18 protein-coding genes are annotated in these 24,711 nt (G+C 37.5%); 12 read left to right on the forward strand and 6 right to left on the reverse strand.

Annotation, left to right across the window (positions count from 1 at the left end; translation table 11 throughout):
- Positions 1–11: 11 nt before the first annotated feature.
- The 3 genes from cmk (at position 12) to QM481_RS21200 (ending at position 5,359) form a co-directional block, all read left to right on the forward strand.
- Positions 12–698 carry a (d)CMP kinase gene (gene cmk / locus QM481_RS21190; protein WP_166550403.1) on the forward strand — a complete coding sequence of 229 codons (687 nt, stop codon included), beginning with the start codon at positions 12–14 and terminating at the stop codon, positions 696–698.
- A gap of 179 nt (positions 699–877) precedes the next feature.
- A complete protein-coding gene (locus tag QM481_RS21195; RefSeq protein ID WP_283383222.1) occupies positions 878–1,972 on the forward strand; it encodes an NAD(P)/FAD-dependent oxidoreductase in 1,095 nt (364 codons plus the stop codon).
- A 129-nt stretch (positions 1,973–2,101) separates the two neighbouring features.
- Positions 2,102–5,359, forward strand: coding sequence for a hypothetical protein (locus QM481_RS21200; RefSeq protein WP_166550401.1), 3,258 nt, complete (start codon positions 2,102–2,104; stop codon positions 5,357–5,359).
- A 65-nt stretch (positions 5,360–5,424) separates the two neighbouring features.
- Here QM481_RS21200 and QM481_RS21205 read toward each other — a convergent pair whose 3' ends face one another.
- Positions 5,425–7,053: an ArnT family glycosyltransferase gene (locus QM481_RS21205; protein WP_283383223.1), complete on the reverse strand. Its 1,629-nt coding sequence runs from the start codon at positions 7,051–7,053 to the stop codon at positions 5,425–5,427.
- A gap of 283 nt (positions 7,054–7,336) precedes the next feature.
- Here QM481_RS21205 and QM481_RS21210 point away from each other — a divergent pair, with 283 nt between their 5' ends.
- From QM481_RS21210 to QM481_RS21240, 7 genes are all read left to right on the forward strand, one after another.
- Positions 7,337–8,608 (forward strand): glutamate-5-semialdehyde dehydrogenase, encoded by a 1,272-nt coding sequence (locus tag QM481_RS21210; protein ID WP_283383224.1) that lies wholly within the window; start codon positions 7,337–7,339, stop codon positions 8,606–8,608.
- A 358-nt stretch (positions 8,609–8,966) separates the two neighbouring features.
- Positions 8,967–10,742: a DNA polymerase III subunit gamma/tau gene (locus QM481_RS21215; protein ID WP_283383225.1), complete on the forward strand. Its 1,776-nt coding sequence runs from the start codon at positions 8,967–8,969 to the stop codon at positions 10,740–10,742.
- Between the two features lie 514 nt (positions 10,743–11,256).
- Positions 11,257–11,631 (forward strand): BlaI/MecI/CopY family transcriptional regulator, encoded by a 375-nt coding sequence (locus QM481_RS21220; RefSeq protein ID WP_095161546.1) that lies wholly within the window; start codon positions 11,257–11,259, stop codon positions 11,629–11,631.
- 82 nt (positions 11,632–11,713) lie between these two features.
- Complete coding sequence (locus QM481_RS21225) at positions 11,714–12,229, forward strand: ExbD/TolR family protein (protein ID WP_283383226.1); 516 nt, start codon at positions 11,714–11,716, stop codon at positions 12,227–12,229.
- A 12-nt stretch (positions 12,230–12,241) separates the two neighbouring features.
- Entirely contained in the window at positions 12,242–13,573 is a 1,332-nt protein-coding gene (locus QM481_RS21230; RefSeq protein WP_283383227.1) for a M56 family metallopeptidase, read from the forward strand.
- Positions 13,574–14,221: 648 nt separating this feature from the next.
- Positions 14,222–15,058, forward strand: coding sequence for an energy transducer TonB (locus tag QM481_RS21235; protein ID WP_283383228.1), 837 nt, complete (start codon positions 14,222–14,224; stop codon positions 15,056–15,058).
- A 276-nt stretch (positions 15,059–15,334) separates the two neighbouring features.
- Positions 15,335–15,643 carry an isoamylase early set domain-containing protein gene (locus tag QM481_RS21240; protein WP_166550393.1) on the forward strand — a complete coding sequence of 103 codons (309 nt, stop codon included), beginning with the start codon at positions 15,335–15,337 and terminating at the stop codon, positions 15,641–15,643.
- A gap of 101 nt (positions 15,644–15,744) precedes the next feature.
- Here the strand turns inward: QM481_RS21240 and QM481_RS21245 are convergent, their stop codons facing one another.
- The 4 genes from QM481_RS21245 to QM481_RS21260 all read right to left on the reverse strand — a co-directional run bounded on the left by QM481_RS21245 (position 15,745) and on the right by QM481_RS21260 (position 18,928).
- Entirely contained in the window at positions 15,745–16,854 is a 1,110-nt protein-coding gene (locus QM481_RS21245) for an acyltransferase family protein (protein ID WP_283383229.1), read from the reverse strand.
- A gap of 153 nt (positions 16,855–17,007) precedes the next feature.
- Entirely contained in the window at positions 17,008–17,304 is a 297-nt protein-coding gene (locus QM481_RS21250; RefSeq protein ID WP_166550391.1) for an autorepressor SdpR family transcription factor, read from the reverse strand.
- 10 nt (positions 17,305–17,314) lie between these two features.
- Positions 17,315–18,277, reverse strand: a complete 963-nt coding sequence (locus QM481_RS21255; RefSeq protein ID WP_283383230.1) for an alpha/beta hydrolase — start codon at positions 18,275–18,277, stop codon at positions 17,315–17,317.
- Positions 18,278–18,361: 84 nt separating this feature from the next.
- Positions 18,362–18,928 (reverse strand): hypothetical protein, encoded by a 567-nt coding sequence (locus QM481_RS21260; protein ID WP_283383231.1) that lies wholly within the window; start codon positions 18,926–18,928, stop codon positions 18,362–18,364.
- A 228-nt stretch (positions 18,929–19,156) separates the two neighbouring features.
- Between QM481_RS21260 and QM481_RS21265 the strand changes: the two genes are divergently transcribed.
- On the forward strand, positions 19,157–20,074 hold the full coding sequence (locus QM481_RS21265) for a hydroxypyruvate isomerase family protein (RefSeq protein ID WP_283371747.1): 918 nt from the start codon (positions 19,157–19,159) through the stop codon (positions 20,072–20,074).
- 211 nt (positions 20,075–20,285) lie between these two features.
- On the opposite strand, the gene QM481_RS21270 is transcribed toward QM481_RS21265, so the two are convergent.
- Entirely contained in the window at positions 20,286–22,697 is a 2,412-nt protein-coding gene (locus QM481_RS21270; protein ID WP_283383232.1) for a TonB-dependent receptor, read from the reverse strand.
- Between the two features lie 538 nt (positions 22,698–23,235).
- Between QM481_RS21270 and QM481_RS21275 the strand changes: the two genes are divergently transcribed.
- A complete protein-coding gene (locus tag QM481_RS21275; protein WP_283383233.1) occupies positions 23,236–24,447 on the forward strand; it encodes a peroxiredoxin family protein in 1,212 nt (403 codons plus the stop codon).
- The last annotated feature ends 264 nt before the right edge of the window (positions 24,448–24,711 follow it).

Genomic DNA, 24,711 nt, shown 5'->3' on the forward strand with positions numbered 1-24,711 from the left:
ATATCTATTCAATGAAGAAAATCATTATTGCTCTCGACGGCTATTCAAGTTGTGGAAAAAGTACCACCGCAAAGCGTGTGGCAGCACAATTAGGATACGCTTTTATTGACACTGGTGCGATGTATCGTGCTGTTAGTTTGTATTTTCATGAGCATCATATTAGCCTTACAAACCCCAAGGAGATAGAGAAGGCACTGAGCGAGATTCATATTTCATTTCAGTTCAACGAGCACCGTGGCGCAAGCGATGTGTACCTTAATGGATTGAATGTAGAGGATGAAATTCGTAAAATGTATATTTCGCAAATGGTAAGTGAAGTAAGTGCTATTACCATAGTGCGAAAAGCGATGGTAGCCCAACAACAAAAAATGGGTAAAAGCCGTGGCGTAGTAATGGACGGTCGTGATATTGGGACAAAAGTATTTCCTGATGCCGAAGTAAAAGTATTTATGACTGCCGACCCTGTGATTCGTGCCGAAAGACGTCAATTAGAACTTCTACAAAAAGGAGAGATGATTGACCTCGAAGAAATTTTGGAGAACCTCAAGAAAAGAGATATTATCGATTCTACTCGTGAAGAAGGTCCTTTAGTCCAAGCGGAGGATGCTACCTTGATGGATACTTCTTTTATGACTTTAGAAGAACAGGTTGATTTTGTGATTCAGTTGCACGATGCAAAAGTGGCATTGTTAGATTAATAGTAAAATATTGAACAATGTAATCTTCTAAAACCAAACGATTGATAGTTAGTATTTTAAATAATAAAACCATTGATGCTGAATAATTAAGAAGTTATCAGCATCAATGGTTTTTAGTTTTTGAGAGAAGGCGACTATCTATATTGTAAAAAACTTTTTCTAGGTCAAATACTTTAGAAATGACAACAAAACATTACGATTATTTATTGGTAGGACAAGGACTTGCGGGGTCTTTATTAGGGTATAGCTTGGCAAAGCGTGGGTATTCAATCATGGTATTGGACAATTACGAACAACCATCATCTTCGCGAGTTGCCGCTGGCATTTACAACCCTGTTACTGGACGTAAACTCGTAAAAACATGGTTGGCGGATGCGATTTTTCCTTTTCTCAAAACATATTATACCGAACTGGAAAAAGAATTAGGAAAAAACTTCTTTCATCCGATGCAGATGTTTCGTCCGTTTCCTAATCAAGAAGTAAAGGATTTTCTTTTGCAAGAAACAGCTGTTGCCAATTATGGCGATTTTGGAAAATATCATACACCCGACGAATCTCTCAAAAGTGTTGTAAAAAGCGAACTCGGAGGAGTAATGACAGATCATTCGGGTTGGGTAGATTTACCTCTGATGTTGGACGCTTTTAGAGAATATTTTGAAAAAAAGCAATGTTTGTTGCAACACTTATTCGATTATCAGGGTCTTCATCTTGAAAACAATACTTACCAAGTAAATAACGAATTGACGCTGACCTACAACAAGTTGATTTTTTGTGAAGGTTTTTATGGACGGAACAATCCTTATTTTTCGTGGTTGCCGTTCAACCCCGTAAAAGGAGAAGTGCTTCGAGTAAAATTTAAAGAAGATATTTCGTTGAAAGAAATGGTTAACCAAGGCGTATTTGTAATACCACTTCCCAACGGACGAGCTAGAGTAGGAGCTACCTACAGTTGGCACGACTTGGATTGGATACCAACCGAAAAAGGAAGAGCTGACCTGTTAGAAAAATACAATAAGCTCATGTTGGCAGATATTGAAGTAGAAGAACAACTCGCAGGGGTACGTCCTGCTACCAAAGACCGCCGTCCTATCGTTGGGTTGCATCCATTATATCATAATTTGGGGGTGTTTAACGGACTTGGGTCAAAAGGTGTTTCGTTGGCACCGTATTTTGCCGAACAATTTGTTGACTTTTTGGTCAATAAAAAAGAACTTGACCCCGAAGTCAATATAAATCGTTTTGGTTCGTTATATTTAGGCCAAAAGCAATCTTAAGAAGTTGCTCTAGGCGATAAGCAATAAGCGCTAGGCTTGGATTCGTGAAGGACAATCCAAGTAGTATGGTTCTCTGATACCACATAAATCTAAGCTTTTCGTAGCAACAATACCCAAGCTGAATCAACAATGAAAAAAACTATACTAGTACTATCTCTGCTAGCCTCGTTTTATGCTGATGCCCAAACTACTTTTCCTACACAGGAGCAGTTTGGGAAAAATAGAATTCAATACCGCCCATTTCACTGGAAAGTTTTAAGTACACAAAACTTTGAGGTGTATTATTATGAAGGTGGTCAGCAGACTGCAACATTAGCGATTCAAATGGCCGAATCAGAATTCGATCGTATTACCGACGTTCTGGGGTATTCTCCTTTCAACCGCACAAAAATTTTTGTGTATAACGCCACTTCTGATCTTAATCAAAGCAATGTTGGATTGAGTTTGTCGAGCGAAAAAGAAATTCGTGAAGAAAACTTGGCTAAATCTCGTATCGAAATAGCGTATTCAGGAAGTGCCGCTACGTTTCGTAAAGAACTAACTCGTGAGATTTCTAGGGTATTCATCCATGATATGTTGTATGGTGGAAGTATCAAAGAATCCCTACAAAACTCCTTGTTATTGAGCGTGCCAGAATGGTTTATTTCAGGTATTTCACAATACATTGCAGAGGGTTGGAGTACCGAGTTGGACTCGTATATGAGCGACGCCATTATCAATAAGTTTATCAAGCGTCCCAACCAAACTGCTGGGCGTGAAGCTGGTCTGATTGGACAATCAGTTTGGAACTACATTGCAGAGCGCTATGGTCGTGAAAATATTTCTAATATTCTCAACCTCACTCGTATTATTCGTAATGAACAAACCTCTATTTCGAGTACACTAGGAATGCCTTTTTCTAGATTTCTTAAAGAATGGAGAGAGTTTTACACTAGTAACGCCGAAGCTACAATCGCCAATTATACGCTTCCACAGTATGACTTCAAGATAGGACAACAAGCACTGAATGCTCCTAATAGACTTAATCAGTTTAAAATCAGCCCAGATGGCAACTTTTTAGCCTTGACCCGTAATGATTTGGGACGTTCGAGTGTAGAGGTAATTAACCTTAAGACAAAGCGTACCGAAACCATCTTGTCAAGTGGTTTCAAAACACTCAATCAATCGATTGACCATACTTTACCATTAGTGTCTTGGACAAAAGGCGGTTCGTTGGCGGTTATTTTTGAAGACCGTGGAGATATGATTTTGTATCTGTTTTCGGATATTACTGAAAAAGACTTATCAGGTAAATTACAGACCAAGAGAGTCTTCAAGAACTTTACTCAAATCAGTGATTTTGATATTTCGGACGCTGGAACTCAAATCGTATTTAGTGCCGAAAGCAAGGGACAAAATGATTTGTTTTTGATGGATATTGCTCGTTCTTCAGTAAGCCAACTGACCAATGACCTGTATGACGACTTGAATCCACAATTTGTTGGAAATGCAGGAAAATTCATTTTTGTATCTAATCGTCTGAAAGATTCTTTGGAAGTAGACAAAGGCACACATAAGTCTGTAACAAATCCTTTCAAATTATTTCTACATGAAGGAAAACCAAAGGTTGAGACCGTAAAAGTCTTAGTTGATTCACTAGGCAATATCTCTCACCCTGTAGTTGCAGATGGTAATACGGTTTATTTTTTGAGCGATGAAAAAGGGATTCGCAATATTTATAAACTAATTGCAGGAGAAAATTCTCCTAATCTAGTAAGTACTTTCCGTACCGATATTGTAGATTTTGACTATTCCTTATCGAGTAATAGCTTGGTATATCGTTTTATTGATAACAACCAAGATATTATTGCTTATCAGAAAAATGCGGATTTGGGTATTAAATCCAATATTCCATTTACCAATCGTAATGTGAGGTTGTTTGGTGCGCCAATTGTACATACAACCAAGCCAACTAGCGCTAATACAAAGCCTGTAGAGGCAAACAAAGAGACCACAACCCAACCAAGTATTAAGTTATTACCTGGCGAAATAGATACGGACAATTATCAGTTTGATGATAATGCAACTGTTAAATCGCCTGCCTCTAACGCGGCAGATAAGAAGAATGATAGAAAAACGCGTACAGAACGAATTTTATCATCGAAACAAGCCAGAAAAGATAATATCAAAATCAAAGGACCTACTGACTACAATAATGCATTTGTGGTAAATGGCACCGAAACAGATTTTGTGGTAGATCCACTACCACAAAGAGGATTTGGATTGAATGCCAATCTAAAGATGAATGATTTGTTAGAAAATCATTTATTGAAAACAGGATTGTTCTTAACTCCAAACCTCAAAAACTCAGATTTGTGGGCTGAATATTCCTATTTAGCACAGAAGATAGATTACTCGGTAAGATTTGATAGAAGAACTACCAGCGACGATGGCGAAGTTCAGGATACCAAATATCGCCTAAACAAAGTTACTTTTAGTGCCGCATATCCTATCAATACCAACTCAAGAATCTCGGTTTCGACTAATTTTATTACGACTCGCTATTATGAGTTTGATTTAAATACAAGTGTAATTGCGCCATATTTGCCAACCATCAATGCTGATTATGTAGGCGCAAGAGCTGAGTATGTGTATGATAACACGATTAGTCATGGGCTAAATCAATTAGAAGGAACACGATTCAAAGTTCGTTATGACCATTACTCTGGTGTAACGTCGGCATCAGATGGATTTGAAAAAATCAATGTAGATATTCGTCATTATATCCGACTTGGCAAAGGAACAATTTTGGCATTTCGTGGTGCTGGAGGGCATTCTTTTGGAAATGCACCAAAGGCAACAGTCATGGGTGGTGCTGATAACTGGATTGGTCGTACTTATGAGGCTACCAACAATAAAAACAATCCATTTACGTCAAGTACGATCGAAAAAGATTTGTTCTTTCTTGATTATGCAACGCCATTGAGAGGGTTTAATATGAACAAAATTTCGGGCAATAGCTTTATGGCCTTAAATGCTGAAGTTCGTTTCCCAATTGCGAAGTACTTGTACTCGGGACCAATCTATTCTAATTTCTTTAAAAACTTACAGCTAACAGGTTTTACCGATGTCGGTACAGCATGGACAGGAGTTGGTCCTTTTTCTCGTAGAAATGCTTTCAATACTTATGTATTACCTAATCTTACGCCTGCCCAAATCGCCAATGGTGAAAATATTCCATTTAGAGCAACTATTACCGATTTCCGTAGTCCGTTCCTCGTAGGCTATGGTATCGGAGCGCGAACTACGATTTTGGGGTACTTTGTGAAGTTTGATATTGGCTGGGGCGTAGAAAATAAAGAGGTAAAAGCACCAATTTCGTATCTGACTTTAGGATATGATTTCTAGTAAATAAAGAGCATAAAAAAGGGACTTCAAGCTGATTGAAGTCCCTTTTTTATGCTCTTTATGTGTTAAAGTTCCTTAGTAACTCTCGCTTCATAAATTTGAAATAATCTATCTCCACATGAGTTTTTGATAAGCTTTGTAGGCCATACTTTGACTCCCTTTTGCTCTAGGTAATGTAGAAAATCTTCTGTTTTTTTCTCTTCCATAGTCACATTGTAGTCATATCGTGTTTTTTTAGCAATGTCTGTTGCTATGGGTTGTACAATAATCACAGGTTTGGTGTCATTGAAGAACTTTTGATTTTTGACCCACCATTTCGATAGCTCAGAAGGATATGGAAACAGTCGATAAGGCTCTGAAAACGTATTTCTTTTGTTATCTACTCCTAAGAGCTGAGTATGGGTCCCCCAGTCTGTAGAGATAACCAAGCGATGCTCGTCTTGAGCAACATATTCAATTACTTGATTGATTTCAGGAATAAAAATTTCAGTGATACAGCTTTGATTGTTGATGTTTTGAAAAAACAAAACATTGGTAAAAAGATTCCAACCCACCGCAATCGTTGTTATTCCAATAAAAGGAACGATACTTCCTATGTATTTTCCCAATTCATAAAAGCTACTAAGTATGACGATAGGAAGCATAGGGTACATCACAAAACTATGCCAAACGTGAGTGGCAGCAGAGGTTATGATATATTGTAGAAAAATCAATAATATCAACAAAAGTGCCTGTGTATGTGACGAATAAAACAAAATACGCCCTTTCAAATACAACCAAACATTAATCAGCACACAGCTTAGAATAACAATGTTCATTATTGTAGAAGAAAGAACTCCTGCGATACTCCAGCCAAAAACTTTGAAAATACTATTTTGTAAAAGCAAATACTTAGTTTCTTTAAAACAAAATACTAAGCGCTCTTTTAAAAAACTGAGTGTTAAGCCTCCTCCTTGACCGTCGATATGGAGTGTTTTTAGGGTAAGTAAAAAAAGAAAAACAAACACCATATAACCAGCACTATAACGGAAAAAATTAGATTGAAATAGGCTTTTTAAATCTAGTTTTTTTAGGATAGGTAAAATACTTGGAACTTGCTGGAGTGCATATACACCAAACACGGCGTTGGTAAACCAGATAAAATTAAACTTATTATATACCCCAACAAACATCAAGAAAAATACCGTGAGACCATAACGAAACCATTGGCTGTTAGGATATGTTAGCCAAAGTAAGATGAATAACTTGATAAACATCTCGATACAAGAAGGACCTTTGTCAAATCTTTGTAACGAAAGAAAAGTTAAATCAAGTGACAAAACCAATAACGTGGCAAGAGCGATACTTTTATTGAAATACTTTGCCGTAATTTTATAACTAAGCCATAAATTGATACAGGCTAATAAAAGCATTGGAAGTCTAACACTGAGTACATTGACACCAAAAATCTTAAATATTGGCATATAAATCCATGCTTTCAAAGCACCAATATATAGGTAACAAAGTACCACCCAATCTTTAATCTTATAGATCACAAAGGTCTCTCCATCAAGGTCGCCAAGCGCAGCGTTAATGAATAGTGTTTCATCGTATTCTAGTCCGAAATACTGCAACTTATAGAGTCCTAAAATGATAAAAATAAGACTTGATAAAGTGATAATAGACTTAGTTAGTGTCGTATGATTTTTTAGCATAAAAGTGTATGTATATAGACTGATACTACGAATCACTTGGTTCTAAAGTGAAAGACTCTTGCTCCAAAAGGTATCGTATTGTTACAAAGACTTACTAATTACAAAGATATTATACGTTGAGACTATTACTACAATGAAGTGTACAAAACACTTTAAAATAAAGGTGATTACTAATGCGTCCTAAACTAGTCGAACGAAGGTTGTACTCGCTTATTTCTCGATTTTAAGAGGAGTTTTAGAAAATCTTTCCGAAATTTGATTTAAAATTAATGTTAACCAACTTATGCAACTTGAAACAATCGAACTAACGTCTATTGTGCCAATTTTGGCCAAGACACATGCGGCTTCGGCAGAAATTCGAAGACTTAGCGATCAACAAAAAAAGGATATTCTCTATCGTTTGGCAGAGGTATTGATTGCCAATACTCAACAAATTATTACAGAAAATGCCAAAGATTTGTTCCGCATGGACCCCGCAGACCCCAAGTACGATCGTTTGATGCTTACCGAAAAACGTATTGCTGATTTGGCCAAAAGTATGAAGGATGTCGCTAATCTAAACGACCCTACAGGCGAATTACTTTTGTCTAAAGAATTACAAAATGGCTTAAAAATCAAAAAAATAGCAGTTCCAATGGGCGTTGTTGGGGTAATTTTTGAATCTCGCCCGAACGTAACCGTTGATGTAACTGCACTTTGTATTCGCTCGGGTAACGCCGTAGTGTTGCGTGGAGGTTCGGATGCTTTCGATACCAATACGTATTTGATAAGTCTTATTCATGAAGTTTTACGTGAGTTTGGTGTCAACACAGATGCGATTACGCTATTGCCAACCGACCGCGCATTTGTCAAAGAATTGCTAACGGCTACTCGATTTGTAGATTTAATCATTCCACGTGGCTCTGAATCGTTGATTCAGTTTGTGCGTCAAAATTCTTTGGTACCAACTATCGAAACAGGTGCAGGGGTATGTCATACTTATGTGGAAAAAACAGCTGATTTAGCTAAAGCAACCGAAATTGTGGTTAATGCCAAAGTTTCTCGTCCTTCGGTATGTAACTCTTTGGATACAGTTTTGGTCGATGAAGTGGTGGCTGAAACATTTTTGCCAAGCCTAATAGAAGGTTTTAATAAATGGAATGTAGAAGTTTTTGCTGATAGCATAGCTTATAAAATCTTAGCTGAAGCAGGTTTCAAATCTTTACAAGAAGCAACAGAGGCAGATTTTGGTCGTGAATTTTTAGATTATAAATGTTCAATTAAAGTCGTTTCAGGCTTAGAAGAGGCTTTAAATCATATTAGCAAACATTCTTCTCGTCACTCAGAAGCAATTCTTTCGCAAAATACAGAACTCTGTCAGCGTTTTGTGCAAGAAGTCGATGCGGCTGCAGTCTATACTAACGCCTCTACACGTTTTACCGATGGAGGACAGTTTGGACTAGGTGCCGAAATAGGCATTTCGACTCAGAAACTTCACGCCAGAGGCCCATTTGCACTCGAAAAGCTCGTTACCGAGAAATGGATTGTAGAAGGGGATGGTCAGGTGAGATGGTAAACAATGAGTGAATTGAAATTGAGTGAATGAGTGATTATTTTTATTCGTAGAGACGTAATACTTTACGTCTAAAGGTATATCATTTTGCCATATAGTATCAACCATTGATTATCTCGAATCTTAACATTAGGATGATTCTCTAAATTTCAAAAACGGCGTTCGAAAAACTCATTTCGAACGCCGTTTTTGGTACTACAATATAAAATATGACTTGGCTCCAGACGTAAAGTATTACGTCTCTACAAGTGAAATAAAAATAATCACTCATTCACTCAATCTCAATTCACTCAATTAAAGATGACTCATGATTTTAATTCCCTCGTTTGTCAAATCGTCTTACAATTCCTAACTTGCATCTATGGAAAACTTCGTAGTCTCGGCTCGGAAATATCGCCCTGCTTTGTTTGATTCCGTAGTGGGTCAATCTCATATTACAACTACTCTCAAAAATGCTATCCGAACCAATCACTTGGCTCAGGCTTTTTTGTTTTGTGGCCCTCGTGGTGTTGGTAAAACTACCTGTGCGAGGATTCTTGCAAAAACCATTAACTGTCAAAACCTTACGCATGATGCGGAGGCTTGTGGCGAGTGCGAATCGTGTAAAAGCTTTCAAAATAACGCATCTTTCAATATTCACGAGCTAGATGCGGCTTCAAATAACTCCGTCGACGATATTCGTAATCTAATCGACCAAGTACGCTATCCACCTCAGTCTGGACGATATAAAATTTATATTATCGATGAGGTTCACATGCTCTCAACAAGTGCTTTTAATGCTTTCTTGAAGACGCTGGAAGAGCCTCCTGCGTATGCCATTTTTATATTAGCAACTACCGAAAAGCATAAAATTCTCCCTACGATTTTGTCGAGATGTCAAATTTTTGACTTCAATCGTATTCAAATCGGAGATATGACGCAACATCTGGCCAATATTGCTGCTAAAGAAGGAATCATTGCTGAGTGGAGCGCCCTCGAATTGATTTCGCAAAAAGCCGATGGTGGTTTGCGTGATGCTCTTTCGATGTTTGACCTCAATGTGACGTTTTCTAAAGACAATACTTTACACTATAATGAAGTATTAGAAAACTTACACATTTTGGATTATGACTATTATTTCAAAATGACCGACGCTCTCATGGAGTCGAAGGTAGCTGAGGCGTATCTACTTTTTGACGAAATCTTAAAGAAAGGATTTGATGGGCATCAGTTTGTCGTAGGACTATTAGAACATTTCCGAAATCTCTTAGTTTGTAAAGACCCCGTAACAGTAAAATTATTACAGGTGTCAGAGAGTGTTCAACAAAAATATTTAGAGCAGTCGGCTAAAGCTAATTTTTCGTTTTTGGCATCAGGATTGAGTATTGGTTCTCAATGTGATTTGAATTATAAATCAGCCAAAAATCAAAAATTACACGTAGAAATCACTTTACTTAAATTGGCGCATATTCCTCATGTGCTCAATTTGAGTGCACTCCCTGCTGTGGAGGGTGGGGCTGCGGGAAAGCCTAGTGCCGATAGTCCTGCTGTAACGCAGCAGCCTATCAGTTCGCCTGTATCTACGTCTCAGGGTACAAACGCTGTTCCTGCTCAATCAAGTAATACCCCAGCTGAATCTGTTCCAACCAACACTGCACCAGTAGGAAGTATTCCTAAGGTCAATCTTGGAGGACTGAAAAGTACCGCTAATCTGGGAAAATCGGCTGTATCAACAGCCAAGGCACCTTCGGCGCCAATGCCAGTATTGGAAGAGACACAAGTAGTCCAAAATAAGGCTTTTACCAAAGAGCAACTTAAAGTACAATGGGATTCGTTTGTGAAATGGCTCGAATCTCGTGAGCGTTTTAGTGAGTTTGTAATCCTCAATCGTGATTTTACGCTAGAAGGAACTACGATTCATTTGGCTGTTGATAATGAAATTCAGGTAGAACTATTGACCACGGCATTACGTACAGAAGTGCTTACGCACTTGCGTAAAGCTATGCAAAATAGTACGATTCACATTGAGGTATCGATTTTGAAAGAAGAAGAGAAACCAATGATTTATACTCAAGCCGAGAAGTTTAAGTTTCTAGCTAATAAAAACCCTGCACTCAACGATTTGCGAAATACCTTAGGTTTGGATTATGATTATTAAGGACTAATGTAATAAAAAACTGAAACAAACTATAGTCCGATACTAAGTATCGGGCTATACAATTTTTTGAAGGATAAGTAACAGGAAATAATAAATTAATAATAGAGCTACAGTACAAATTGATTATATCCTTCTGATGATAAGTCTATTCTAATAATTGATATACTGTTAACTAATAACTTCCTTTTATTTCTATCTGAGTCGTTCTAAGAATTACCTGCAAACAACAACCATCTCATCACTAATTTCCTATTCTTTCTTCTTTTTTGAAAAAAAAACTAATCAAATAGTTGTTTAACTAAAATTTTAGTTTTAACTTCAAGTCATTAAATCAAGAGTACTCAAACAACAGGTATCTAATATAAGTAATAAAGCAGAAGAAAATATCTTTTGGCTTTCGGGTATTAGCGATGAGCCTTTGGTGGTTTTAGCTAAGGATAAATTGATTAGTTTCGATTTCCTTAATTCCAAAATGTTATTTTGAATTTTGCATGCCAACTTATACACTACAATTATGCAAGAAATAGACAAAGAGTTAACTCGAGCCGAAGAGCAGATTATGCAGGTGCTTTGGCAAATCGAAAAAGGCTTTGTGAAAGATATTCTAGACTATCTGCCAGAGCCCAAGCCTGCTTACAACACCGTTTCAACGATTGTTAGAATTCTTCAGGAAAAAGGCTTTGTGAGCCATAAGGCCTATGGCAAATCACATGAGTATTTTCCTGTCGTGAGCAAAGAGCAATATAGCACTTTTGCAACCGAAAAATTGGTTGAAGGCTATTTCGAAAACTCCTTTTCAAGTTTGTTTTCTTTCTTCTCTAAAAAAGGAAAAATAGACGTAAAAGAAGCCGACGAGATTTTGAATTTGATCAATAGCATGAAAAAATAGAAGTTGAGATTATCACAACACAAAGGTTTCGACACTTAGGCCACAAGCATAATAGTCGAAACCTGATAACCAAACACTAGCTATGGCCGAAATTTCTACATCCGACAAAGGGGGCTCGCGTCGCTCCCGACAATCTACCCGTGTCGATATGACACCGATGGTTGACCTAGGTTTTTTGTTGATTACCTTTTTTATGTTGACTACTACCTTATTAAAACCCGTTACAATGCAGTTGAGTATGCCTGATAAAACCACAGATAATGCTTCTGATATTCGGGAAAGCGAAACGTTAACGGTGATATTAGACAAAGAAAATAAGGTGTATTATTATCAGGGTATCCCAACAGATCCTAATGTAATCCTTAAAACAACTAATTTTTCAGACAAAGGAATCCGTCAAGTATTATTTAATTACAAAACTAAAATTGGAAGAAACTTCACGGTGGTGATTAAGGCAACCGACCAAGCTCATTACCGAAACATGGTAGATTTGTTAGACGAACTGGCTATTACCAATAATAAACAGTATGCCATCGTTAATACATTGACAACCAACGAACAGAATTTATTATCGCTTCAATCTCGACCCTCAATTTAACATTAACTGCGTATGAACTGGCTGCACTATTTACTCCAAGTGAATCTGTATCTGATTCTATTTTATGGATTTTATCATATTGTCTTGCGTAAAGAGACTTTCTTTGATCTCAACAGAGCGTATTTGTTGGCAACCTCTGCTTTGGCGTTTTTTATCCCGATGTTACAGTTTACTTGGGTACGTGAGCAATTGGTGAGTGATAGTGTATATCATACCATGAAGTATATCTACGATCCACAAATGTATTATACTCCAACCGAGACTTTTGTGCAACAAGGCTGGGCTTGGGGCGATATGATTGCCGTCGTATATATAACAGGCGTTCTTATTGGTATTGGTCGAATGGGACTTCAAATGGCTTATTTGGGAAATTTACTTCGTGGAAAATCTCAAAAGAAGAACGTTAATAAAAGTGCATTTTCCTTTTTCAACTTCTTATTTGTAAGCAAGGATATGCCCATGCGAGATGTGATTATGCGACACGAGCAGGTTCATATTCGTCAATTGCATTCGGCAGATATTATGTTGTTTGAGCTGTTAGCGATATTTAATTGGTTCAACCCCGTTATTTATTTATACAAAAAAGCAGTTCGCTACATCCACGAGTTTATTGCTGATGAAATCACAAGTCAATGGGAGGAATCTAAGGAGGAATATGCGATGTTGTTATTTCACGAGCAATTTGGCGTACAGACTGTCCCTTTAACCAACAACTTTTTTAATGATTCTATGCTCAAGCAACGCATCCAAATGTTGATGAAAGATCGTTCTGAAAATGATGTTCAGTGGAAATATCTGTTGGTATTACCTTTGTTGGGAGCTATGCTGATTTTGGCATCATCTAATTTGAGAGGTTCAGAAATGGAACAACGTCTCAATGTAAAATGGAGAGCTATTGTAGAAAAAGGAGGGCAGGCTGTTGTACCAAGTAAATCTGGTAGACAAGTATTGGCCGAGTCAGGAATCAGTATTTCGAGTGCGACGATTATCAGTCCAGCTTTGGCTGAAGAACTACAAATGGAAGCCGATTCTATTATGAATGGCGTTGACCATCAGCCAGAGTTTAATGGCGGTATGCCTGCTTTTGTGGACTACTTGCGAGCCAATTTGAAATATCCAGAAGAAGCTCAAAAGGCAAATATGGAAGGAAAAACATTTATACAATTTGTGGTAAATAAAGACGGCTCTGCTGAAGATTTTAAAGTGCTAAAGTCTGCTGGAGAACCACTTGATAATGAAGCTTTAAGAGTATTGAAGTCTGTTCCAAAATGGATTCCAGGTACGCATCAGGGCAAATTAGTAAGATGCACTTTCGTCGTACCTATTTCATTCAAAAAAGCATAAACATAGTAAGTTGTTTTACACCAATATAAGCTTTAGGTCATAGGCTGTATGCATTAAGCAATCAATTATACGATGAACTTAGCTTACAGCTTATTGCCTAATGCAACCTGAGTACAACTTTACCTCTTTTGAGGTATTTTTTTACTAAATTATAACTAAAAAATTAGTTCTACTATTGGGAAAGTGTATAAGCTGTCAATAACTAGTTCGAGACTTTATCTCGGACTAGCTATTGCTTCAGTTTTCAAACTGTTAAGAAAATGAGTCCAGTATAAAGTCTTGAACTAGGCATTTCGAATAAAGGCATTTTCATATTCTTAAAATCAGAAATCTGTAATAGTTGGGAAAGTACTAATTCTACATTAGTACTGGACGAAGGTTTAGCATTGTCTTTAAGATAAAATTGATGTAGTGGCAACTCTTGCAGTTGCCATTTTGAATACGGCAATTGCAAGAGTTGCCACTACATCAAAAAATGCTAATGATAAGAATTCTTTTGAACGAAAGAAAATCCTTCATACAACCCTAATTCTACATTCACAATTCAATCATTCATAATTCGCCATTACCCCAACCTCTCATGAGGTAATTTTTTTCAATATAATAACTAAAAATTTAGTTTTAAATTCTTTTAAACTTCTCAATATCATGAACAGTAACTCATCAAATCAACCACACGAGACCTTAGATGATATTATCTTCGAAGGTCGTAATAAGCTATATGGCGCTTATTTTCTAAGACAAGAGTACAAACAGATTGTTAAAAGAGCCACTTTGATTGGAGTAGGGGCATTTGGATTGGCATTATCGACTCCTTTTATTTGGGCATCACAGAACTCACGGGATAAACGTGAGGTAGAAATCACCTTACAGGATGTAAAACTACCACCTGCGGAGGAAAAGAAAATAGAGTTGCCAGAGCCACCCAAACCTGAAACACCTGTTGAACCTGTCAAACAAATCAAGTATCTGGCACCAGAAATTGTCACCGATGAGAGAGAAATCGAATTGCCTCCAACACAAGAGGAGCTAGCCGAAAGTAAGGCTGCGATTGGTCCTGAAAATGTGGACGGTGCCGAAATCGAAATGCCTCCAGTCGACCCTGACCTTGCCAATACTAAGCCTGTGATAGAAGCGCCTGTGCACGTCGAAAAAACGGAGGAATCGATTTTTACGACAGTTGAAAAAATGCCAGAATACAAAGGCGGGATTCGAGCTTTAGGGGAGTATCTCAATAAAAATTTGAAGTTTCCGTCACAGGCGCAACGAGCAGGTGTAGGAGGAAAAGTATTTGTATCATTTGTCGTAATGGGAGATGGAAGTATTTCACAATTGTCTGTATCAAAAGGAATTGGGTTTGGATGTGACGAAGAAGCACTAAGAGTGGTGTCGAAAATGCCTAACTGGATTCCAGGAAAACAGTCGGGAAGACCTGTCTCGGTTCGCTTTACTTTACCGATTACTTTTCAGATTATGGAGGAATAGTTCTAATTTGAAAACGTATAGGTTTTACACCTATAAAATGTCAGTTCTATACTGTTTTTAGTAGATAGGTTAGTTAAATTATAATTATTTTAATATAATTATTAATTAATTATCTGGTTGTTAGGTTTTTATGAAAATATTTTTTGAATATTTGCGATAAATTTTTATCTTAGTTAAATAGATAAAGTACAATTTGAGTGTTTGGTAAAGACTATTTCACTCATTCGCAATAGAAAAAAGAAATCTAGCAATAACTCCTAAAAACTTATTATCATTATGGCAATTACAAAACAGTATTTGAAATCAAAACCAGTATGTAAAGTAACATTTGCAGTTCCTGCCGACGCAGTAAACGGTGCAAAAGCAGTGAACGTGGTAGGAGAGTTCAATAATTGGGATGCCTCGGCTACAGCCTTGAAAAAACAAAAAGATGGTACTTTCAAAGGTACGCTTGAATTAGAAGCTGGAAAAGAATTTCAATTCCGTTATTTATTTGATAGCGCTATTTGGGCAAACGAAACAGAAGCTGATAAGTTTGTTCCAAACGGTATCACTTCTGACGAGAATTCGGTAGTAGTATTGTAATCATTCGAGCAGTAAGAAGGCGCCTCTTACTGCTCGAGTTGTTTACAGGAATATACATAGTAAGTAAAGTAGTTTGCAGTCAAACTGTGTTGACTTATTTACTATACTTTGACAAAGATTTTTTTATTGTGCATGATCCAAAGTATGCCACACCATAAGCTTACGAGGATAATTGCTCCTGCAAGGGAAGCATTATAAGGGCTATCAAACCATGGTGTAATCCATGATTTGTATAACCAGACTTGAAGATTGACTTCTTCGCCTTCGGCATTCTGTAGTTTTATCATTCGTAAAATACGCGGAATCAGACCCGATAAGAAGAATACTGTGATAGCGTTGACACCGTATACCACGAATGGCTTGGTCCATCGTTGGTAGCCTTTGACATCAATAAGCCAGTACAATCCCACCCAAAAGCAAGTTGCCATACCAGCAGTCCAACACACGTATGAGCTTGTCCATAAGGACTTATTGATGGGAAATCCCGCACTATCCCAAGCCCATCCGACTAGCATGCCCATGCATCCTATTAGACAGAGATTGAGAAGTTTTTTACTAACTTCTTGATCTCTGTTTTGCATATAATACCCTGCCAACATTCCTGCAATACCATTGCCAACGGCTGGTAAACTACTCAAAAGTCCTTCTGGATCCCAAACTTTAACTGCTTTATAAAGATGTGGAATACCCAAGATCATTCGGTCAAAGTAAGCTCCAAGGTTAGTTTCAGCATACAAATTGGCAGCGCCAATGCCTGGCACAGGCACCATTGTCATAAGAATATAATACAAAATCAAAATACCTGCCAATACTCCTATTTGAGTACGAGGCTTGGTATAAAGAAAGAGGATAGAGCAAAAGAAAAACACAAGACTTATGCGTTGCAAAACGCCCATGATACGCACTACTGATATATCAAATTTGGGAAAAAGAGATAGAAAAAGCCCTAAACCAAAGAGCTTTAAACTACGCTCCAATATCTTCAGAAGGGTCTTCGAGTCGGGTTGTTTATCTTTAAATGCATAAGAAATAGAAACCCCCACGATAAAAAGGAAGAAAGGAAATACCAAATCGGTAGGGGTACAGCCATCCCAAGAGGCGTGTTCGAGAGGCCAATAAATATGTCCCCAATCGCCTGGGTTGTTGACCAAAATCATCATGGCTACCGTGAGCCCTCGAAAGGTATCGAGCGAAAGTAATCGTTGTTTCATAAAATGTTGTTAGAAGTGCAATTCTAAGATAGTTGTTATTGAGTGATTTAGCGAATGGTGATTTAGTGATTTTTGAAAAAAACTAATATCCCATTATAAATAAGACATTAATTGAGAAGAAAATCACTTAACCACAACCCACTTAGCACTCATTCACAATTTGTTAGGAGAAATTTCAACCTTCGAAATCTGTACCTCTGGCTTAAACTGCAATATCCATGCGAGCACTTCGTCCATCACGGTCATATTGAGCGAGTATTCGATAAATTGCCCTTTTTTGATAGCAACGACCAATTCGGCCTGTTTGAGCAGGTCGAGATGATGCGAAATACTGGGTTTCGACATATTAAATTGCTCGGCGATTTCACCAGCATTGAGGTCTTTGTCTTTGAGGAGCTCCAAAATTTCGCGACGTGTGGGGTCGTTGAGAGCTTTGAATAATGTATTCATAAAAGGATAATTAACGACGTTTTTTAATCCACTCTACTATACCTTCTACCAATTGAGGTGCTAAAGGTAAATCTGGATTTTGATAATTTCGTTGTGATTCCTGAGGGTCTAGTGTACCTAGTTTTAGTACATGGTTCATTTGTGGAATCATCAAATAAGTAGACTTTGGAGCAGCTTTATGCAAAGCTTGTCCTTCTTTTTCGCCAACTTGAATATCGGCACTGCCTTGAACAATCAAAATAGGCGTTGTGATTTTAGTGATTTCCTGACTAGGATTATAACGCAGCCACGAAATCATATACGGCTGGATACTTGTGCGAAACAAGCTAAAAATCACCATGTTTTGCATGAGTTTGGGAATCGTTTTACCTTGTTTGAGTGTTGCCAAATAGTTTTTGACAGTATCCTTTACCGAATCAGGAATGGCTTGTGGACGAAGTTGCTCGTTGATTACCTCATCTATGCCTTGGGCAATACCAGATACCGAAATATAGCCATCTACCTTTCTTTTTTGTGCCAAAAGCATTCCTAATAGTGAACCTTCCGAATGTCCAAGAATAAGCACTTTACTAAATCGAGGATCTTTGCGAAGTGTGTCCAAAAATTGAGCTGCATCGTCGGCACCTGTTTCAAAACGCATATCTATTTCTTTGACAGCCGTATTACTACTTTGTCCAATTCCTCGCTTGTCATATCTCAAGCTTGCTATTTGATTTTTTGCCAAGCCTTCTGCCAATAATTTATAAGATTGAGCCTTTACGCCCAAAGGATTATTGCCGTCACGGTCTGTGGGGCCAGAACCTGCAATAATTAATACAACTGGCATTGGTTTGGTGGCTTGAGGAATCAACAGAGTACCTTCAAGATTACCTTTGGTTTGTGGCAAAACCACGATTTGTTCTTGATTTTGAGCAAAAAGGTTGAACTGAGTAAATGCAGCCGTCAGCCATAGATAGATAAGTTTTTTTGTCATGATAGGAAAAAGCTTGAGCATTCGGGCTTTAGCTTTTGATAAAGTGTTATTAATAGAAATGCAATATCATCATATTTTGATATACTACTCATCCATCAACTGAGTAAAGGCATAAAGTAAGACAAACGCAGAGATATAATACGTTATACCGAAGATAATCAACGCTGGAAGAGGCGTTAAAAAAATAAACAGAATGAGTCCCCAGAAACCTAAGCCTACTCGCATTTTACCTTCTAAACGGTGAGACTTTTGGAGTTTCTCATCTCCATAAGGTTGCATCCAAAAGTCAAAACTAGTAGTATCGAAATGGTATAGAGATTTGAAGTTGCCATATAAAATCAAATTTGTACAGGCTATTAATCCCACAATTTGAAGTTGGTCAATATCTTTTTTCAACATATAAATCCATGCTGACATGACTATCAAAAAATTGATGCTTCGAATAAATCGAATGATTTGGAAGTTTCTTTCTGGGACTTCTTCAATAGAATATTTTCGAAAATTAAGGGTGTAATTCAGAATTCCCACAATAACAAAAGGAATGTACAGATACCAATCATAGGTTTTTGTGAGAGAAGAGTCATAATCAATGCCGAACGGAATGAGGTGTATTCCAATTAATAATCCCTCAAATAAGTGAGATTTTTGCATAGAATTTACTTGTTTAAATATTTAGATAAATATCTAAATATTGTTTTGAATATCCAAAAAGAATAGAAGGAAAATTTATGAATAAGGAGTGTTCTGTGATTATAATCATCACACTTACATTTTCAAATTATCAAATCTTCAAATTGTAAGAATCCCCCCAAAGCCCCGTCAGAATACAATAAGTTTTTCTGTATATTAGAACCCTCAACTATTTAACGCCCTTTTACCATGCAAAGACGTGATTTTACCAAAAATCTATTAGCAGCTTCTGCCGTAAGTACTCTTTCGAGCGGTGTTTTGGAAGCAAAAAATACTTCGGCTCAACCTGCTTTCAAACTCAAATATGCACCTCATTTTGGAATGTTCGAAAATTCCGCAGGCAAGGATCCTATCGATCAACTTAAATTTATGCATGAAATGGGTTTTCGTGCGCTTGAGGATAATGGTATGATGGACAGACCCATAGAGGTACAAACAAAAGTGGGAGAGACCATGGCAAAGCTAGGAATGACCATGGGAGTTTTTGTGGTAAACTTTGATAACTGGCCTCTACAAACCTCTTTGGCTTCGGGTAAAAAAGAATGGCGTGATAAGTTTTTGCAAAGATGTAAAGAAGCTGTAGAAGTTGCCAAACGTGTAAATGCCAAATGGATGACCGTGGTGCCAGGGAATTACGACCGTAGTATCCCCATCGGAATCCAGACTGGACATGTAATTGAGTCATTGCGTATGGCAAGCGCCATATTCGAACCACATGGCTTGGTTATGGTATTGGAGGCATTGAGTGATACCCCAGATTTGTTTTTAAGAAATTCAGATCAAACTTATATGATTTGTAAGGCTGTCAATAGCCCATCGTGTAAGTTTTTGTTTGATATGTGGCACATGCAACGCAACGAAGGACATATTATTTATAACATTGACCAAACGTGGGATGAAATCGGTTATTTCCAAATTGGCGACGAGCCTGGGCGTAAGGAACCAACCACAGGCGAGATGAATTACAAGAATATCTTCAAACATATTAATGCAAAGTCACAAGCTTCAGGACGAGACTTTGTTTTTGGGATGGAACACGGCAATTCAGTAAAAGGCAAAGAAGGTGAAATCAAATTGATTGAGGCTTATCGTGCTTCTGATTTATAAGGTGATCTAAATTGAGTGATTTAGTGGTTTAGCGAATGAGTGATTATCTTAAAAAGGCGTTCGAAATTAGTTTTTCGAACGCCTTTTTGATACTACTATGCTAGATTTTATTCGGCTTTAGACGCAATCATTGCGTCTCTACGTCTAGAATACAAATTGTGACATAATCACTCATACACTTTTCAAAACTCCGCACTCCAAACACTCCTATTTAGTTTGCTTTCACACGGTTAGATTCCGATTCGGAGCCTGTTTGGCGTGAACGGCTTGCTTTTAATTTCTGATTACCAAAGCTATAGCTAAACCCTAATCGAAGGTTTTGCGATGCTTCACGGCTGAAATATTTGAGGTTAATGTCTTGGTATTCAATAAGTCCTCTTGTTTTTTCAGTATAAAATACGTCGTTCATAGCCAATGAAATCTTGCCTTTTCCTTCCAATACCTTGTACTGTAAACCAATCGTTAATGCTCCTAATGGGTTTAACGTCAAGAACTCTTGTTGCGAACGAGTCATATACCAACCGCCCATTTCCATGCTTAGTTTGTTGGTAAATTTGGCGTTAATGTTAAAGTACGCCAACCAGTTTACGCGAGACTGATCAAAAGTACCTCCTAAATAATTGGCATTATAGGCGTTGTATATCAATTGATTTCCACCGTATCCCGAAATTTTCTTTCCAATTTTGATAGGGAAGTTTAGTTCTATAAAGTAGTTTTTGTAAGTCGCTAAGTTTTCGGCAGTGGTATAAGTACGCTTTGTCGCAGGGTCTTGCTTAGGCGCATTATCCACTATGACATCGTTGGTGTTGTTGTAGCCAAGCGCAAAGAATGGCTGTCCATCAAATGTCAACTGCAATTTGATTTCGTTGGTCAATTGTGGCTTCAACAATGGATTTCCTCTTGTAAAAGTCAAAGAGTCAATCTGGAATTCAAATGGGTTTTGTTGTTGATAACTCGGGCGGTCGATACGACGGGTAAATGAGGTCGTAACGGCCAAGCTTTTGTTTAGTTTATGCGTCAAGAAAATACTTGGGAAAAACTGCCAATAGTTACGTTCTAACACATTTTTGTTTTCGACCTGACTAAAACCTGTTGCAACGGTTTGTTCTGTACGCAAACCTGTTTGAAGCTCCCATTTTTTACCAAAACTGGTATTGTAATTGACATAAAGCGCATTGATGTTTTCTTTATAGTTAAAAACATTGCTTCGTTTGGTATCCAACACCTGTTCACGATAAAAACGCAAATCGTTGTCAATCGTCGCAAAACTCATTTTACCACCAGCTTCCAACTTGCTATCCTTCGAAATAGGATGTGTATAGTCCAATTTCGCTGTCATAAATTGAACAGGATTATCCACACTCTGTGAGTTATTACGACGTAGACCGTTATCCAAAATCGTAATCAAGTTCTGATTTTTGAGTTTGTATTGCACATAATCCAAATCCACGTTGAGTTCACGACCTGTACTATCAAAAGTATGTTTCCAGTTGAGGTTATAACCAATATTATTACGAGTCGTAGGTTGGTCGTTAAGGGTTTCGAACTGACTAGTCTGTTGTTTAGTTTCTGTCGAAAATACTTTTGTAATAGCTGTACTGTTGTTGCTACCCGAACGGTCAAAACCTGTGAGCAATATCCCTATGGTGTTTTTCTTATCTAAATAATAATCAGCACCTAGACGTGCATTATGAACTTTGGCATCACCAGGATTCATCATGATATTCGAGAACTCATCTTTACCAATTACACGGTCAATTTGGGTGAGTTGAAAAAACGTTCTGTCAGAATACGTATAGCTTCCAAATACGTTCCACTTGCCTTTGCGGTGATTGAGCGAAAAGTTGGGAGAATATCCGCCAAAAAAGTCATTTTTACTACGATTTACGACCGTATTATCAACCATTGCACCTCTAAAGTTGAGGGCAACCGAGCCGTTTGTGCCAAGATTAGCATTGCGTTTCATAATAATATTAATCACAGCACCACCTGCGGCATCATATTTGGCAGAAGGATTTTTGATTACTTCTATTTTTTCGATGCTATTACTTGGCAAGTCTTTCAATACCTGATTCATATCGGTGTACTGCGACGGTTTTCCATCAATCATAATAGATACCGAAGCTTTACCCGCAATCGTGATACGGTCTTGAGCAATAATTAGTCCAGGTACTTTTTGTAAAACCTCGATAGCAGTGCTTCCCACAGAGGCAGGACTATTAGCCACATTTACGACTAGTTTGTCTGCTCTTTGTTCTAAAAAAGGCTTTTGTGCGGTTACTGTTACCTCATCTAAGGTCTTTGAACTCGTTTTTAACGTAATCGTTTCGATTGTAACAGGTGATTGGTCGACCGAGAAAACAGCACTGAAGGCTTTTTGATAACCCATCATCGAAATACTAATAAGATAGCGACCTTTATTAACTGATTCGAAATGATAGACTCCAGAAGCGTCAGTCAAATTGGCTTTTACCATACTCGAATCTTTGGCTGAAAGTAACGCGACGGTAGCAAATTCGGCAGCTTGATTTTTTTCGTCAAAGACTTTACCTGAAATTTTTTGTTGAGCCAAAGCTCCAAATCCACAAAAGATAGATAGTAGTAGTGTTTGTAATAATTTCATTGGTTTAAATTTGTTAAAAGCACTTAGCCAAGCCCACTTGTAGGTTTAAAGAAGTTTATACTTGGAATCAGATTGAATTGATAGAGAAGTTTAATACTCCCTAGATGCGACAATACAAAGTAAGGTTGCATACAGCAATAAAAAACTTGCTTCGTGAAGAATGGAGCGATAAATGGATAGGGGGCAAATTAGAACGCTAGACTTATTTTAGTGGCGTAGGCTTGATTGCTGAAATAAACTATTTCGGATGTGGGATTTCGGAAGAATAACCTACAAAATAAAGGTATTTACCCATACTACCGAAATCAGAAATTCCCAATCCTAAATTGCTAGCCACTGTTGAGGTTTCATAGAAATAGCAGTTTCTACTCAATTTATGAACTCAATTCTTGAATAATTGTTTATTCTATAGAACTTATAGATTAAATGTTTAATTTTAGCAAGAAATACATTTCAGATAATAGATTAAAAAGAAATACCAGTTTTGGGTCTATTATTTAAGGCAATAAAAATTACACGACAACAAAATTCTAAAAATATGAAATTGTATAAAATCGTAGCCTCAGCGGCTTTAGCAATAGCAAGCTTTGGCGTTACAAAAGCACAGGTAGCTCCTAAGCAAGGTGTTTGGAGAGGTACTTTTAGTTTGTTTGAAGGAAAAGAATCTCCATTCAATTTTGAGTTAAAAGGCAAAGATGCTTATTTATTGAATGCTTCCGAGCGATTTGAACTAAAAGGCGTTACACAAAAAGGAGATTCATTATTTATTCCAGTAGAGGTTTTTGATGCTGTATTAGCGGCCAAAATCGAAAGTCCAACTACTTTGTCGGGGGTATTCAAAAAAGGTACTACTCGTATTGCATTCAAAGCATCGCAAGGTAGTCGCTACCGTTTCTTCGAAAAAGTAGCACCTTCAAAAGCAAGTTTGGCGGGTAAATGGGAAGTGTATATGGGCACTGCTACAACGCCAGTAATTGGCGTATTTGAACAAAAAGGTCAAAAAATTACAGGAACGTTCCTGTCAAAAACAGGAGATTATCGCTATTATGAAGGCGATATCAAAGGTGATGAGTTTTATCTTTCGGCCTTCAGTGGCTCAAGTCCAGCGTTGATTATTGGTAAAATCGAAGGAAATACCATTACTGGTCAAAGCATTGGAGCTACAAGTGCACGACCATTGAAAGGGACAAAGAATGACCAAATAGAATTACCAGATGCGTATTCATTGACGAAAGTAAAGGATGGTAAACAATTTGATTTTACTTTTCCAGATGCTTTTACAGGGCAAAATACCTCATTGAGTGATGCCAAATACAAAGGAAAAGTGGTGATTGTAACCATTTTGGGTAGTTGGTGTCCAAACTGTATCGATGAAGCTTCATATATGGCGCCATGGTACAAAGCCAACAAAAATCGTGGTGTAGAAATTATAGGTTTGTCTTTTGAGCGTAAAAACGATCCAGCTTTTGCCAAAACTCGTTTGGAAGCTTTGAAAAAACGTTTTGACATCCAATATGATATCTTGTTTGCAGGTTTGGCAGACACTCAATACGCTTCGTCGGTATTACCTGCTTTGTCTGAAATTATTTCTTTTCCAACTACGATTATTGTAGATAAATCTGGGAAAGTCGCTAAAATTCATACAGGATATTCGGGTCCAGCAACAGGAAAATATTATGATGATTTTGTCAAAGAATTTAATCATGAAATTGATGAATTATTGAAGCAAGATTTGTCGACAGGAAAATAGTGAGGAGTTAGGATGGCAGCGTTTTTTTAACTTCACCAGTATGCCAACATTGGTCATTTTGTATTGGGTGAGTTGTGCATGAGTGATTGTTCTAAAATTTGTATTCAGCTAGTGGCAGAGACGCAATGCTTTGCGCCTTAAGCCGAATCAGACATCACATAAGAGTATCAAAAAAAGCGGTCGAAAATTGATTTTCGACCGCTTTTTTAATGAATAATTATCAGATTTTAATAATGCTTTAGACCGTATGTAACAGGTATAAAT

This window comes from Flectobacillus rivi, assembly GCF_030056655.1.
Classification (GTDB): Bacteria; Bacteroidota; Bacteroidia; order Cytophagales; family Spirosomataceae; genus Flectobacillus; species Flectobacillus rivi.

Bases quoted from the DNA above. Each gene is read 5' to 3' on its own strand.
- cmk (WP_166550403.1), top strand. From the start codon at position 12: ATGAAGAAAATCATTATTGCTCTCGACGGCTATTCAAGTTGTGGAAAA.
- QM481_RS21195 (WP_283383222.1), top strand. From the start codon at position 878: ATGACAACAAAACATTACGATTATTTATTGGTAGGACAAGGACTTGCG.
- QM481_RS21200 (WP_166550401.1), top strand. From the start codon at position 2,102: ATGAAAAAAACTATACTAGTACTATCTCTGCTAGCCTCGTTTTATGCT.
- QM481_RS21205 (WP_283383223.1), bottom strand. From the start codon at position 7,053: ATGCTAAAAAATCATACGACACTAACTAAGTCTATTATCACTTTATCA.
- QM481_RS21210 (WP_283383224.1), top strand. From the start codon at position 7,337: ATGCAACTTGAAACAATCGAACTAACGTCTATTGTGCCAATTTTGGCC.
- QM481_RS21215 (WP_283383225.1), top strand. From the start codon at position 8,967: ATGGAAAACTTCGTAGTCTCGGCTCGGAAATATCGCCCTGCTTTGTTT.
- QM481_RS21220 (WP_095161546.1), top strand. From the start codon at position 11,257: ATGCAAGAAATAGACAAAGAGTTAACTCGAGCCGAAGAGCAGATTATG.
- QM481_RS21225 (WP_283383226.1), top strand. From the start codon at position 11,714: ATGGCCGAAATTTCTACATCCGACAAAGGGGGCTCGCGTCGCTCCCGA.
- QM481_RS21230 (WP_283383227.1), top strand. From the start codon at position 12,242: ATGAACTGGCTGCACTATTTACTCCAAGTGAATCTGTATCTGATTCTA.
- QM481_RS21235 (WP_283383228.1), top strand. From the start codon at position 14,222: ATGAACAGTAACTCATCAAATCAACCACACGAGACCTTAGATGATATT.
- QM481_RS21240 (WP_166550393.1), top strand. From the start codon at position 15,335: ATGGCAATTACAAAACAGTATTTGAAATCAAAACCAGTATGTAAAGTA.
- QM481_RS21245 (WP_283383229.1), bottom strand. From the start codon at position 16,854: ATGAAACAACGATTACTTTCGCTCGATACCTTTCGAGGGCTCACGGTA.
- QM481_RS21250 (WP_166550391.1), bottom strand. From the start codon at position 17,304: ATGAATACATTATTCAAAGCTCTCAACGACCCCACACGTCGCGAAATT.
- QM481_RS21255 (WP_283383230.1), bottom strand. From the start codon at position 18,277: ATGACAAAAAAACTTATCTATCTATGGCTGACGGCTGCATTTACTCAG.
- QM481_RS21260 (WP_283383231.1), bottom strand. From the start codon at position 18,928: ATGCAAAAATCTCACTTATTTGAGGGATTATTAATTGGAATACACCTC.
- QM481_RS21265 (WP_283371747.1), top strand. From the start codon at position 19,157: ATGCAAAGACGTGATTTTACCAAAAATCTATTAGCAGCTTCTGCCGTA.
- QM481_RS21270 (WP_283383232.1), bottom strand. From the start codon at position 22,697: ATGAAATTATTACAAACACTACTACTATCTATCTTTTGTGGATTTGGA.
- QM481_RS21275 (WP_283383233.1), top strand. From the start codon at position 23,236: ATGAAATTGTATAAAATCGTAGCCTCAGCGGCTTTAGCAATAGCAAGC.